This window comes from Bradyrhizobium sp. Arg816 (assembly GCF_029989365.1).
Lineage (GTDB): Bacteria > Pseudomonadota > Alphaproteobacteria > Rhizobiales > Xanthobacteraceae > Bradyrhizobium.
Genome location: NZ_JAPRAQ010000007.1, coordinates 358,433 through 372,479, shown reverse-complemented (window position 1 = coordinate 372,479; position 14,047 = coordinate 358,433). Strand labels below are relative to the sequence as shown.

10 protein-coding genes are annotated in these 14,047 nt (G+C 65.7%); 7 read left to right on the top strand and 3 right to left on the bottom strand.

Translation table 11 applies throughout. The annotated features are described in order from the left end of the window. Window positions 1-115 precede the first annotated feature (115 nt). Together OWC48_RS20375 and OWC48_RS20370 are read right to left on the bottom strand one after the other, a co-directional pair. Window positions 116-1,291, bottom strand: coding sequence for an acetate/propionate family kinase (locus OWC48_RS20375; protein ID WP_282521556.1), 1,176 nt, complete (start codon window positions 1,289-1,291; stop codon window positions 116-118). A 4-nt stretch (window positions 1,292-1,295) separates the two neighbouring features. Next, entirely contained in the window at window positions 1,296-3,683 is a 2,388-nt protein-coding gene (locus OWC48_RS20370; protein ID WP_282521555.1) for a phosphoketolase, read from the bottom strand. A gap of 210 nt (window positions 3,684-3,893) precedes the next feature. On the opposite strand from OWC48_RS20370, the gene OWC48_RS20365 reads away from it, so the two are divergent. From OWC48_RS20365 to OWC48_RS20350, 4 genes are all read left to right on the top strand, one after another. After that, a complete protein-coding gene (locus OWC48_RS20365; RefSeq protein WP_014497353.1) occupies window positions 3,894-5,057 on the top strand; it encodes a PA0069 family radical SAM protein in 1,164 nt (387 codons plus the stop codon). A gap of 24 nt (window positions 5,058-5,081) precedes the next feature. After that, window positions 5,082-5,537 (top strand): VOC family protein, encoded by a 456-nt coding sequence (locus OWC48_RS20360; protein WP_282521554.1) that lies wholly within the window; start codon window positions 5,082-5,084, stop codon window positions 5,535-5,537. A 76-nt stretch (window positions 5,538-5,613) separates the two neighbouring features. Then, entirely contained in the window at window positions 5,614-6,486 is an 873-nt protein-coding gene (locus tag OWC48_RS20355) for a ribonuclease HII (RefSeq protein ID WP_282521553.1), read from the top strand. Window positions 6,487-6,585: 99 nt separating this feature from the next. Further along, entirely contained in the window at window positions 6,586-8,094 is a 1,509-nt protein-coding gene (locus OWC48_RS20350) for a glycosyltransferase family 39 protein (protein ID WP_282521552.1), read from the top strand. 129 nt (window positions 8,095-8,223) lie between these two features. Here the strand turns inward: OWC48_RS20350 and OWC48_RS20345 are convergent, their stop codons facing one another. Beyond that, entirely contained in the window at window positions 8,224-9,033 is an 810-nt protein-coding gene (locus OWC48_RS20345) for a uracil-DNA glycosylase family protein (protein ID WP_282521551.1), read from the bottom strand. 139 nt (window positions 9,034-9,172) lie between these two features. Here OWC48_RS20345 and OWC48_RS20340 point away from each other — a divergent pair, with 139 nt between their 5' ends. The 3 genes from OWC48_RS20340 to OWC48_RS20330 all read left to right on the top strand — a co-directional run bounded on the left by OWC48_RS20340 (window position 9,173) and on the right by OWC48_RS20330 (window position 13,949). Beyond that, the gene (locus OWC48_RS20340) at window positions 9,173-10,834 is read left to right on the top strand and encodes an electron transfer flavoprotein-ubiquinone oxidoreductase (RefSeq protein ID WP_282521550.1); all 1,662 of its coding nucleotides are present in this window, start codon (window positions 9,173-9,175) and stop codon (window positions 10,832-10,834) included. A 329-nt stretch (window positions 10,835-11,163) separates the two neighbouring features. Next, the gene (locus OWC48_RS20335) at window positions 11,164-12,957 is read left to right on the top strand and encodes a tetratricopeptide repeat protein (protein WP_282521549.1); all 1,794 of its coding nucleotides are present in this window, start codon (window positions 11,164-11,166) and stop codon (window positions 12,955-12,957) included. A gap of 107 nt (window positions 12,958-13,064) precedes the next feature. Continuing rightward, entirely contained in the window at window positions 13,065-13,949 is an 885-nt protein-coding gene (locus tag OWC48_RS20330) for a 4-(cytidine 5'-diphospho)-2-C-methyl-D-erythritol kinase (protein ID WP_282521548.1), read from the top strand. Window positions 13,950-14,047: the final 98 nt, after the last annotated feature.

The window sequence follows — 14,047 nt, the reverse complement described above, 5'->3', positions numbered from 1 at the left end:
ATGATCATTTCGGCAGCGGCGCGCAGCGCTGCGACAAGTCATGGCCCGACAAGTCATGGCCCGCTGAAATTCTCCCATGGGGGAGAAGGGAAAGATGCAGCGGTCGACCGGGCTTTCATTTCGCTCGCAGTACAGCCGCGCAGTGCCGAGCGATTGTCAGCTCCTCATTCGTCGGAATGACGAACACATTGACGGCGCTACCACTGCCGCTGATCCGCTCGCGTGCCGCGTCATTCACACCCGCGTCAATATGCACGCCGAGCCACCCAAGCCGCTCACCAATCGCGGCGCGGATTTCCTTCGCATGCTCGCCGATGCCGCCGGTGAAGACCAGACAGTCCAGCCCGCCCAGCGTGGTCGCCATCACCGCGACCTGCTGCGCCGCACGGAAGACGAACAGGTCTACCGCTTCCCGCGCCGCAGCCTCGCCGCTTGCCAGAAGCGTGCGCATGTCGGCAGAGATGCCGGAGACGCCGAGCAGGCCCGACTCGTGATAGAGCAGGTGCTGGACATCCTCGACCGACATCCTCTCGTGCTGTTGCAGATAGAGCAGCACGCCGGGATCGATCGTGCCGCAGCGCGTACCCATCACGAGGCCATCGAGCGGCGTCAGTCCCATCGTGGTGTCGACGCTGCGACCATCGCGTAATGCGCACAGGCTGGCGCCATTGCCGAGATGCGCGATGATGGTGCGCTTGGCAACGAGCTCGGGCGCCATTGCGGCGAGGCGGCCTGCGACATATTCGAACGAGAGGCCGTGAAATCCATAACGCCTGATACCGCGCTCTTCATAGCGCCGGGGGAGCGCGAAGCGGCTCGCAGGTGGCGCAATGGTGTGATGGAAGGCGGTGTCGAAACAAGCGATCTGCGTCAGGTCGGGCTGTATTGCCCTGATGAAGCGGACAGGTTCAAGGCAGCGGGGCTGGTGCAGTGGCGCCAGTGATCTCAGTGCTTCCAGCTTTGCGTAGACGTCGTCAGTCAGCTGGACCGGACCCGAATAATCCGGCCCGCCATGAACGATGCGGTGACCTACTGCCCGCGGGTCGCCAAAGCGATCTTTGATAAAGCCGAGCACGTCGGCGAACAGATGGCCGCTGTCCGCGTCGGACGATTCCCTTCGCGTCTCGAACAGGTCCTCGCCAGCGGGGCTCTTCACCACGAGTCGAGGCTTGGCTTCCTGCTCGTCGAGCTGGCCCTTGCAGAGCAGGACAGGTTCGTCCGCCGAGATATCAAACAGGCCGAACTTGATGCTCGACGAGCCCGAGTTGAGGACGAGGACCGACGCCGTCATGACGTCAACCCGTCTTGCCCGGCCAGACCCAATCGCGGATCTCAGGCATGTCCTCGCCGTGTTCGCGCACATAGTGCGAATGTTCGATCAGCTTGTCGCGGAACTGCTGTTGCACCTGCGCGGCCCTGGTCGCCAGACCCGGCACGCGCGCGATCGCCTCGATCGCGAGGTGATAGCGGTCGAGCCCATTGAGCACGACCATGTCGAACGGCGTCGTCGTGGTGCCTTCCTCGGCAAAGCCGCGCACATGCATGCCGGCATGGTTGGTGCGGTTATAGGTGAGGCGGTGGATGAGATAGGGATAGCCGTGATAGGCGAAGACCACCGGCTTGTCTGACGTGAACAGGCTGTCGAAGTCACGGTCGGACAGACCGTGCGGGTGCTGGTCTTTCGGCTGCAGCGTCATGAGGTCGACGACGTTGACGACGCGGATCTTCAGATCGGGCAGCGCCTTGCGCAGCAGGTCGACCGTGGCGAGCGTCTCCAATGTCGGGACGTCACCGGCGCAGGCCATCACCACATCAGGTTCGCTGTTCGCGTCCTCGTTGCCGGCCCAGGTCCAGATGCCGATGCCGGCATCGCAATGCGTGGCCGCGTCCTGCATCGATAGCCATTGCGGCGCCGGCTGCTTCCCGGCGACGATCACGTTGATGCGGTCATAGGTGCGCAGGCAGTGATCGGCGATCCACAGCAACGTGTTGGCGTCGGGCGGGAAGTAGATGCGGACGATGTCGGCCTTCTTGTTGGCGACGAGATCGACGAAGCCGGGATCCTGATGGCTGAAGCCGTTATGGTCCTGCCGCCAGACATGCGAGGTCAGGAGATAGTTCAGCGAGGCGATCGGCCGCCGCCAGGGCAGATGTCGCGTCACCTTCAGCCATTTGGCGTGCTGGTTGAACATGGAATCGACAATGTGGATGAAGGCCTCGTAGCAGGAGAACAAGCCGTGCCGTCCCGTGAGCAGATAGCCCTCGAGCCAGCCCTGGCAGAGATGCTCGCTCAAAACCTCCATCACGCGGCCGTTCTGGGCGAGATGCACGTCGTAAGGCTCCGTCGGCTCCATCCAGACCCGTTCGGTCGCCTCGAACACGGCGTCGAGCCGGTTCGACGCGGTCTCGTCCGGGCCCATGATGCGGAAGTTGCGTGCCTCGGCGTTGAGGCGGATGACGTCGCGCAAAAACTTGCCGAGCTCACGCGTCGCTTCGCCCGTCACACCGCCCGGCTGCGGCACCTCCACGGCAAAGCTGCGGAAGTCCGGCAGCTTCAGCTCCTTCTTCAGCAGGCCGCCATTGGCGTGCGGATTGGCGCCCATGCGGCGGATGCCCTCGGGTGCGAGCGCCTGAAGCTCGGGAATGAGCGCGCCGCTGCCGTCGAACAGCTTCTCGGGCTCGTAGCTGCGCATCCAATCTTCGAGGATTTTCAAGTGCGCCGGGTTCTCGCGACAGCCCGCAACGGGAACCTGATGCGCGCGCCAAAAGCCCTCGACCTTCTTGCCGTCGACCTCCTTCGGGCCGGTCCAGCCCTTCGGGCTGCGCAGCACGATCATCGGCCAACGCGGCCGTTCGACGCTTTTACGGCCGTCGCGGGCATGCTGCTGGATCGAGCGGATGCTGGCGAGCGCGACGTCGAGCGCGTCCGCCATGGCCTGGTGCATCAATTTGGGATCGTCGCCCTCGACGAACAGCGGCTCGTGGCCGAACCCGCGGAACAGGTCGCGGATCTCCGCGTCGCGCATCCGTCCGAGCACGGTCGGGTTCGCGATCTTGTAGCCGTTGAGATGCAGGATAGGCAGCACCGCGCCGTCATTGGCGGGATTGAGGAACTTGTTCGAGTGCCAGGACGCCGCGAGCGGGCCGGTTTCGGCCTCGCCATCGCCGACCACGCAGGCAACGATCAGGTCGGGATTGTCGAATGCGGCGCCATAGGCGTGCACCAGCGCGTAGCCGAGCTCGCCGCCTTCATGGATCGAGCCCGGCGTTTCCGGCGCCGCGTGGCTCGGAATGCCGCCGGGGAAGGAGAACTGCCTGAAAAGTTTTCGCAATCCGTCCGTATCGCGCGCGACGTCGGGATAGATCTCGCTGTAGCTGCCTTCGAGATAGGTGTTGGCCACCATGCCCGGGCCGCCATGGCCGGGACCGCAGATATAGAGCACGCCGACATCGAGCGCGCGGATGACGCGGTTGAGATGGGCGTAAATGAAGTTCAACCCGGGCGTCGTGCCCCAATGACCGAGCAAGCGCGGCTTGATGTGCTCCGGCCGCAACGGCTCGCGCAGCAGCGGATTGTCGAGCAGATAGATCTGCCCGACGGAGAGGTAGTTCGCGGCGCGCCAATAGCGATCGAGCAGATCGAGCTCGCTGCTCCCTGAGGCCGATTGTCGTTGATTTGTCATGTTCCTGCCGACTTTCACCCAGCGATCGTCACCAACTTTGTTCCGGTGCGATTGATCCCTGTCCGGCATCGAACAGGATCGCCGCGACGGGTGTGTTGCGTGAGGTCAAAGGACCGCGCCCGAAATTTGGGCGGCTACCGTGCATGGGGCTGTTTTTCAGTTTTTTGTTTGTGTTCTTGATTTGTTCCTTTGGCGTGCTATCTTGGCTTCATGAGTCCAGCATCCTCTCATGCTCTCAAGCACCCGCCGGTCACGGCGCCCTCCGAGCCGGCGGGTGCGGACTCTGATTTTCCCGAACTGGCGGTCGCCATCGACAAACAGCGCAGGCGGGGGCGGGGCGCGCAGTCCAACGCCAGCGGCCGCTTCGAGGCTGAGGCCCGCGTCGCCTTCGACGACGGCTGGCAGAGCCTGGAGGAGCTGCCGCCGTTCAAGACCAGCGTGGGCGTCGACACCTCGCGCAAGGTGATCACCCGCAACGAATCCCCCGACATCGGCTTCGACCGCTCGATCAATCCCTATCGCGGTTGTGAGCACGGCTGTGTCTATTGCTTCGCGCGGCCGACGCACGCCTATCTCGGCCTGTCGCCGGGGCTCGACTTCGAGTCAAAGCTGTTTGCCAAGCCCGATGCACCGGCGCTGCTCGAGAAGGAGCTGGCCGCGACCGGCTACGAGCCGCGGATGATCGCGATCGGGACCAACACCGATCCGTATCAGCCGATCGAGCGCGAGCGTAAGATCATGCGCGGCATTCTCGAAGTGCTGGAGCGCGCCGGCCATCCCGTCGGCATCGTCACCAAGTCGGCGCTGGTCGTGCGCGACATCGACATTCTCGCGCGGATGGCCAAGCGCAACCTCGCCAAGGTCGCGATCTCGGTCACCTCGCTCGATCCAAAGCTCGCGCGCACCATGGAGCCGCGCGCGGCGACGCCGCCGAAGCGGCTGGAGGCGCTGAAGCAGCTCTCGGAGGCCGGCATTCCGACCACCGTGATGGTCGCGCCCGTGATCCCCGCGCTGAACGATTCGGAGATCGAGCGCATCCTCGATGCCGCCGCCCATGCCGGCGTCAAGGAAGCCTCCTACGTTCTGCTGCGGCTGCCGCTGGAGGTTCGCGATCTCTTCCGCGAATGGCTGATGGCCAACTATCCGGACCGCTACCGCCACGTCTTCACCCTGATCCGCGACATGCGCGGCGGCCGCGACTACGACGCGAAATGGGGCGAGCGGATGAAGGGCACCGGGCCGATGGCCTGGACCATCGGCCGCCGCTTCGAGATCGCCTGCGACAGGCTTGGGCTGAACAAGCGGCGCTCCAAGCTGACGACGGATCACTTTGCGAGGCCGAAGCGGAACGGCGATCAGCTCAGCCTGTTCTGATCGAGGAAGTGGAAGAGGCGTAGCATGAGTCAGGAACTTACCGCGCCGGTGCCGCGGCTCACCGTCATCACACTGGGTGTGAGCGACATTCGTGCCAGCATCGCCTTCTATGACGCGCTTGGCTTCTCGCGTCGTTTGAAGGCGACCGGCGAGGCCGTCGCGTTCTACGATACCGGTGGTCCGGTGTTGGCCCTGTTTCACTGGGATAAACTCGCGGCCGACGCCAAGTTACCGGACAATCCGAGGCCTGCGACCTTCCGCGGCATCACGCTCGCCTGGAACTGCGCCACGCGCGACGAGGTCGACGCGGTTCTGGCCTTCGTTGTCGGCAAGGGCGCCGCGCTGCTGAAAGCGGCGCATGAGACCGACTACGGCGGTTATTCCGGCTATTTCGCCGACCCCGACGGCCATCCCTGGGAAGTCGTGGTCGCGCCGGGCATCGAGGTCGGTGAGGACCGGCGGGTGCACCTGGCCGAGTAGGCGGCTGGTCTGAATAACGGGAATTGTCCGGGGTTCCCGGTTGCGCCGGCTGGGCCGCTTGCGCACGATCCCGGCCATGATTCGGGACAAGTCCGCCAGGAAGCCGGCCAAAGACGCGCCAGAGCCAGAGAAGGCCGCGCCGAAGAAGGATGCCGCCAAGAAGGCAGCACCTGCGAAGGCGGCCAAGGGGTCGGCCGTTAAGACCCCGGCCGGCAGGCAGGGCGCCATCATCGCCGTCGCCTCGCCGACCTTCCGCCGCGAGCGCGCGCTGATCAAGCGCGGCGTCTGGCCGGTTGCCGGCTGCGACGAGGCCGGCCGCGGGCCGCTCGCCGGACCCGTGGTCGCGGCCGCCGTGATTCTCGATCCCGACCGCATTCCGCGCGGCATCGACGATTCCAAGCGCCTGACGGCCGAGGAGCGGGAACGACTGTTCGACAAGATCTGCGCCACCGCGCAGGTCTCGGTTGCCGTCGCCTCGCGCTCCCGGATCGACCGCGACAACATCCTGCGTGCCTCGCTGTGGGCGCTGAAGCGCGCCGTGGTGGCGCTGCCCGACACGCCGCGTCATGTGTTTGTCGATGGCCGCGATCGGCTCGACACCGCCTGCGACTGCGAGGCCGTGATCGGCGGCGACGGCATCGTGCTGTCGATCGCCGCAGCCTCGATCATCGCCAAGGTGACGCGCGACCGGCTGATGTGCGCGCTGGCGCAGGACTGCCCCGGCTACGGTTTCGAGCAACACAAGGGCTACGCCGTTCCCGAGCACCTCGACGCGCTCGACCGCCTTGGTCCCACCATCCACCACCGCAGCTTCTTCGCCCCCGTCGCCGCCGCCCGCGCCAAGCACATGCCCTCGACGGTCGAGCCGGTGCGGGACTTGTTTGCGGTGACCGAGGTCGAGGTGCAGGTGGACGCAAGCGTTGAAATTGATGCGTCAGCGGGCTTGTAGGGCAGACTGTCGTTGCCACAACGCGTGACGCCCTTTATCAAAACAGATGTGAGCGAATAGGGCCGGCTGGACGGGTTGGCTGCATCTTTCGGACGTTGCATGCGGTTTACCTCCCTGGTCATCGAGCTCATTCGCGCCCGGCCGCGGCTGATCGTGTGGATCGTCGTGCTGCTCCAGGCCGCGATGTGGCTGTTCGTGGCGCTGGTGTTTTACCGCAGCCCGCCCGGCACGCTCGCGACCCTGCTGGCCTTCGGGCGCGAGTACCAGGTCGGCACCGATCTGGGCCCGCCGCTCCCGATCTGGCTCGCCGACATCGCCTATCGCGCCGCCGGCGGCCACATGTTCGGCGTCTATGTCCTCGCCCAGCTCTGCGAGGTCGCGACCTTCATCGCGCTCTATCATCTCTCCCGCGCCGTGGTCGGCTCACAGCAGGCGGTGCTCGCCGTGCTGCTGACCATGACGGTGCTGGCCTTCTCCTCGCCGGCGCTCGACTTTAGCCCGCTGGTGCTGGCGCGGCCGCTCTGGGCGCTTCTTCTTTTGCATTCCTGGCAGATCATCGGCCAGCGCCGCGGCAATGCCTGGTTCGCCTGGTCGATCGAAGCGGGCCTCTTGCTGCTGACGATCCCCGCGGCGATCTTCCTTCTCCTCCTGCTCGTCGTCTTCGCGATCTCGACCGCCGGCGGTCGCCGCACCCTGCGCGCGCTCGATCCGCTGTTCGCTTTGATCGTCGTCGCTGTCCTGGCGCTGCCCTATGCGGTCTGGCTGATGCGCGCCGAGACGCTTGTCATGCCGACCCTGCCTGTGGTCGCCGAGCTGAACGCCCGCGCGCTGCACGCGGCCTGGCTGCTCGGCGGGCTCGTGCTCGGGGCGGCGGCGATCCCGGCGCTGACCTTTCTCAACAGCGGCCTGTTCGTCGCCAAGGGCGAGGAAGCGCCGATCATCTACCGGCCGCCGGTCGAGCCGCTCGCGCACAACTTCGTCTATTTCTTCGCGCTGGCGCCTGCGCTCGGCGCGGTCCTGATCTCCGGCCTGCTCGGGCTCGATGCCGTCGTCGGTGGCGCCGGCGTCGTGCTGGTGGTGTCGGGACTTGCCGTGGTGGTGGCGGCCGGCGACCTCATCGCGATGCGTCGCGCGCGCGTGCTGCGGACGGTGTGGGCTGCCGCCGTCGTGGCGCCCGCAGCCGGCGTCGTGCTCGCCGTGCTGTTCCTGCCCTGGACCGGCGCCAACGAGATTGCGACCTCGATGCCGGCGCGCGCGATCTCGGATTTCTTCGACGAGAGCTTTGCCCGCCGCACCAATCATCGCCTGCGCGCGGTCGCAGGCGAGACCCAGCTTGCGAGCCTGATCACGCTGCATTCCGGCCGGCCGCATCTCTTCATCGATGCCCAGCCCGCGCGCACGCCGTGGATCAATCAGGCCAAGTTCAGCGAGACCGGCGGCGTCGTGGTCTGGCGCGCCTCCGACACCGCCGGCACCCCGCCGCCGGAAATCCTCGCGCGCTTTCCCGGCATCGTTCCGGAAGTGCCGCGCGCCTTCGAATGGCTGGTGACCGGCCGCCAGCAACTGCTGCGCATCGGCTGGGCCATCGTGCGGCCGAAGGGGACGTAAGTCGGGCGCGTACTCTCTCCGTTCGTCATTGCGTGCGCAGCGAAGCAATTCAGAATCTTTCCGCGGAAATAGTCTGGATTGCTTCGTCGCTTCGCTCCTCGCAATGACGGGGAGGGAGCGTTCAGTCCCTCACGCGCCCGCCAGCACCTTCGCGATTGCGCGCAGATCCTGCCAGGCCAGCCGCTTGTACGATGGCGAACGCAAGAGATACGCCGGGTGGAAGGTCGGCAGCGCGCGGATGGTGCGCCCACCCGTCTCGTAGTCGAACCAGCGGCCGCGGGTGCGCATGATGCCTTCGCGCGTCGACAGCAGCGTCTGCGTCGAGGGATTGCCGAGCGTCACCAGCACGTCGGGATTCACCAGCTCGATCTGGCGCTGGATGAAGGGCAGGCAGATCTGCGTTTCCTGCGGCGTCGGCGTGCGGTTGCCGGGCGGCCGCCAGGGAATCACGTTGGCGATGTAGGCGGTGGTGCGGTTGAGGCCGATCGCGCCGATCATGAGGTCGAGCAGCTTGCCGCTGCGCCCGACGAAGGGCAGCCCTTCAATGTCCTCGTCGCGGCCCGGCGCCTCGCCGACGAACATGATGCGCGCCTGCGGATTGCCGTCGGCGAACACCAGCCGCGTCGCGGTGTGCTTCAGCGCGCAGCCTTCAAAATTCTGCATCAGCTCGCGCAGTGCCTCGAGCGTCGGCGCGGTGCGCGCGGCCTCGCGTGCGGAGGCGATCGCAATGTCCGGCGCAGGTGCGGCCTCGCCGCGCATCACCGCGGGCGCGGCAACAGGCCGTGGTGCCTCGACCGGAGGTGCGGCGCGCGGGGCCGGCGGCGGAGCATCCAATTCCGCCAGGCGGTCGACAGGTTCCTCCGCGAGCGCGCAGTCGACCCCGGCCTCCAGATAGAAGGCGAGAAGCTCTCGGACGGTGGGTGCGGGTTCGGGGATCATTTGGAAAGTCAGACTTTTACTATATCAGTTTGGGGTGCCTTGCATCCCAGTGGAACGCATTTCCGTGGTTGTCCTACCCGGAAAAATCGGAAACAAGGGGGCGCAAATGACGAGGAACCGTCTCAAGGGCTGAGATCAGATGAGCACCGAAGAACTTCCCCCGCGCGAATCCATGGAATTCGACGTCGTCATCGTCGGCGCCGGCCCGTCTGGCCTGGCGGCTGCGATCCGGCTGAAGCAGCTCAATGCCGATCTCAACGTCGTCGTGGTGGAGAAGGGCTCCGAGGTCGGTGCGCACATCCTCTCCGGCGCCGTGATCGATCCGGCCGGGCTCGACAAGCTGATCCCGGACTGGCGCGAGGATTCCGACTGTCCGCTGAAGACGCAGGTGAAGGACGACCGCTTCTACTGGATGACGGGAGGCGGCGCGATCAAGCTGCCGAACTTCATCATGCCGCCGCTGATGGACAATCATCACTGTTATATCGGCTCGCTCGGCAATGTCTGCCGCTGGCTGGCGCGCAAGGCCGAGGCGCTCGGCGTCGAGATCTATCCGGGCTTTGCCGCAGCCGAGGTGCTCTATGACGAGCAGGGCGCGGTGAAGGGCATCGCCACCGGCGACATGGGCATCGGCCGCGACGGCAAGCCGAAGGACTCCTTCACCCGTGGCATGGAATTGCTCGGCAAGTACACGCTGTTCGCCGAAGGCGCGCGCGGCAGCCTGACCAAGCAGCTGATCGCGAAGTTTGCGCTCGATACCAACAGCGAGCCGGGCAAATTCGGCATCGGCCTCAAGGAAGTCTGGCAGATCGATCCCGCCAAGCACCAGAAGGGCATGATCCAGCATTCGTTCGGCTGGCCGCTCGACCTCAAGACCGGCGGCGGCTCGTTCCTCTATCACTATGACGACAATCTCGTCGCCGTCGGCTTCGTCGTGCATCTGAACTACGACGATCCGTATCTGTCGCCGTTCGACGAGTTCCAGCGCTTCAAGACCCATCCCTCGATCCGCGGCACCTTCGAGGGCGCCAAGCGGCTCGCCTATGGCGCGCGCGCCATCACCGAAGGCGGCTACCAGTCGGTGCCGAAGCTGAGCTTCCCCGGCGGCGCGCTGGTCGGCTGCGCGGCCGGCTTCGTCAACGTGCCTCGCATCAAGGGCGTGCACAATGCGATGGGCACCGGCATGCTCGCCGCTGAGCATGTCACGGCCGCGCTCGCTGCCGGTCGTGCCAATGACGAGATCGTCGACTACGAGAACGCCTGGCGGTCCTCGTCGGTCGGCAAGGATCTGTTCCTGGTCCGCAACGTCAAGCCGCTATGGTCGAAGTTCGGCACCGTGCTCGGCGTCGCGCTCGGTGGCTTCGACATGTGGTGCAACACGCTGTTCGGTGGCTCGCTGTTCGGCACGCAGTCGCATGCGAAGCCCGATCGCGCCACCCTCGATCCGGCGAAGAGCCACGCGCCGAAGAACTACCCGAAGCCGGACGGCAAGATCTCGTTCGACAAGCTCTCGTCGGTGTTCCTGTCCAACACCAATCATGAGGAGGACCAGCCGGTCCATCTCAAGGTCGCCGACATGAACCTGCAGAAGACCTCGGAGCACGACGTGTTCGCCGGTCCCTCGAATCGCTATTGCCCGGCCGGCGTCTATGAGTGGGTCGAGGAAGGCTCGAGCCCGCGCTTCCAGATCAATGCCCAGAACTGCGTCCACTGCAAAACCTGCGACGTGAAGGACCCCAACGGCAACATCACCTGGGTTCCCCCGGAGGGTGGCGGCGGTCCGAACTACGAGGCCATGTAAGCCAGGCCATCTAAGCCGGGATCATTGGACCAAAGCGATCAAGCCGGGGCCAATGTGACGTGCCCCCGGCATTGTGACGCACGTTCGCGTGAGAACCGGCCCGGGGGTGCGGTCCGCGGCCACGATAAGGCCATGTTGGCAGCGTCTTGGGGCGTTGTCGGCCGGTTTGGGGCGTGCGGAGGGGGGCGCATGCCCGAATCCTTGCGGTGAAGCGCCAAAAGCGGCATTGTCGGCCCAACGGTTCCGGGTCCCCATGCCACCGGCCGCGTTCGCATGCGATACGGCCTACTGCTGCAAACCCAGGCACTACAACTCAAGGCGAGCCCCTGATGTTCTCAAATCGTTTCAACCGCTGGACTGTTGCCGCCATCGCCCTCATGGGCACCGCGATTGCGACGGTCCCCGGCGCGGTCCTGGCGCAGACGCCGGACCATCCGTCCGACACGGCGGCGCAATTTCCGACCCGGAACGATCTGAAGTCGCTGACGACCTCCGGCAGCTATCTCGCTGCCCGCCACGCCAGCGTCGAGCGCGATGCGGCCTCGGCCGCCGCCTTCTACCGCTCGGCGCTCCGCACCGATCCCAAGAACAACGAGCTGCTCGATCGCGCCTTCATCTCGTCGGTTGCCGACGGTGACATCGACGAGGCGGTCAAGCTCGCCGAGCGCGTCCTGACCATCGACAAGACCAACCGCGTCGCGCGTCTCGTCGTCGGGGTGCACGATCTCAAGATGAAGAAATACGCGACCGCGCAAACCAACATCAACCAGTCGATCCGCGGTCCGATCACCGATCTCGTCGCCACGCTGCTGTCCGGCTGGGCCGCCTATGGCGCGGGCGATGCCAAGGGCGGCGTCGCCACCATCGACAAGCTCGCCGGTCCGGAATGGTATCCGCTGTTCAAGGACCTCCATGCCGGCATGATCCTAGAGCTCTCCGGCAAGGAGAAGGACGCCGGCGTCCGCTTCGAGCGCGCCTACAAGCTCGATGATTCCATGCTGCGCGTCACCGAGGCCTATGCGCGCTGGCTGTCGCGCAACAAGGATTCCGCGGCCGCGACCACCGTCTACCTGGCTTTCGACAAGAAGCTCGCCCGCCATCCGCTGATCGTGGAAGGCCTGCGCGACACCAAGGCCGGCAAGAAGATGCCGCCGCTGGCCGACTCCGCCCAAGCCGGTGCCGCCGAAGCGCTCTACGGCATCGGCGCCACGCTGACCCGCCGCGGCGGCGAGGATCTGGCGCTGGTCTATCTCCAGCTCTCGCTCTATCTCCAGCCGACCCATCCGCTGGCGCTGCTCTCGCTCGCCGATCTCTATGAATCGGTGAAGCGACCGCAGATGGCGATCAAGGTTTATGAGCGGGTGCCCGCGACCTCGCCGTTGAAGCGCAACGCGCAGATCCAGCTCGCGATCGATCTGGATTCCGCCGACCGCACCGACGAGGCGATCAAGATCCTCAAGGGCGTCACATCGGACGATTCCAAGGATCTCGAAGCCATCATGGCGCTCGGCAATATCGAGCGCGGCCGCAAGAAGTTCGGCGATTGCGGCGCGACCTATTCGCGGGGCGTCGATGTGCTGCCGGCCGGCAACGACAAGGCCAACAGCGTCTGGTATTATTATCGCGGCATCTGCGAGGAGCGCTCTAAGGAGTGGAGCAAGGCCGAAGCCGACATGAAGAAGGCGCTCGAGCTCCAGCCCGACCAGCCGCACGTCCTCAACTATCTCGGCTATTCCTGGATCGACCAGGGCGTGAATCTCGACGAAGGCATGAAGATGATCAAGCGCGCCGTCGAGCAGCGTCCCGACGATGGCTACATCGTCGACTCCCTCGGCTGGGCCTATTACCGCATCGGCAATTACGAAGAGGCGGTGAAGAACCTCGAGCGCGCGATCGACCTCAAGCCCGAGGATCCCACCATCAACGATCACCTTGGCGATGCCTATTGGCGCGTCGGCCGCACGCTGGAAGCGAAATTCCAGTGGGCCCACGCGCGCGATCTCAAGCCTGAGCCGGAGGAGCTTCCGAAGATCGAGGCCAAGATCTCCAACGGTATGACCGACGATTCGAACTCTTCGGCCGCGCAGGCGGACAAGAAGAAGGACGACGGCAAGGGCGGCTAATCCGCATGATCCGGAAAAGTGTGTAGCGGTTTTCCCGCGCGACAAACGCGGAGCGTTTGCGCGGAGATCATGCGAGAGAGTGAAGTGCGTTTGGGGGCTGATCGCCAATGTCGGCGTTGATTGAAGAAGGGCGCGCGAAGGTCAATCTGAGCCTTCGCGTCGTCGGCCGTCGCGCCGACGGCTATCATGATCTCGAAAGCGTGGTCGCGTTTGCCGACTGTGCTGACCAGCTGACGCTGGAGCCGGGAGGCGAGCTGAAGCTCGTCACCACCGGGCCGCTGGCCGCGGCCTGCGGCGATATGGCCGACAATCTCGTGGTCAAGGCGGCCATGCTGCTGGCCGAGGCCGTGCCGGACCTGAAGCTCGGGGCCTTCGCGCTCGACAAGGTGCTTCCCGTCGCGGCCGGCATCGGCGGCGGCTCGGCCGATGCCGCGGCGGCGCTGCGGCTGCTCGCGCGTCTCAACAATCTGTCGCTCGATGATCCGCGCTTGCAGAAAGTCGCGCTCGCGACCGGTGCCGATGTGCCGGTGTGCCTGGTCTCGCGCGCCTGTGACATGACCGGCGTCGGCGAGCAGCTGCTGCCGCTCGCGCTGCCGAGCATGCCCTGCGTGATGGTCAATCCGCGCGTGCCGGTCGCCACCAAGGACGTGTTCCAGGCGCTGGGCCTGCGCAACGGCGAATTGCTGGTGGGCGCCACTTCCGTCCTCGACGCGCCGGCCTGGCCGGACGAGGGCGCCTCCGTTGCCGATTGGCTCGACGTTCTCGAAACCGTGGCCAACGATCTCGAAGCCCCTGCGCTGCGCATCGAGCCGGTGATCGGCGTGGTGCTCGAAGCCTTGCGTGACTCCGCCGGCGTCAAGCTTGCCCGCATGTCCGGCTCCGGCGCGACGTGCTTTGCGATCTACGGCGCAGCGAACGAGGCGCACGCCGCCGCGGAAAAGATCCGGCGCGACCACCCCGGCTGGTGGGTGCATGCGGGGACGTTGAGCTAGGTATCTCCCCGGCCGCGATACGTAGCCCGGATGGAGCGAAGCGCAATCCGGGATTCTTCCGCCGCAGCGGCCCCGGATTACGCTGCGCTTCATCCGGG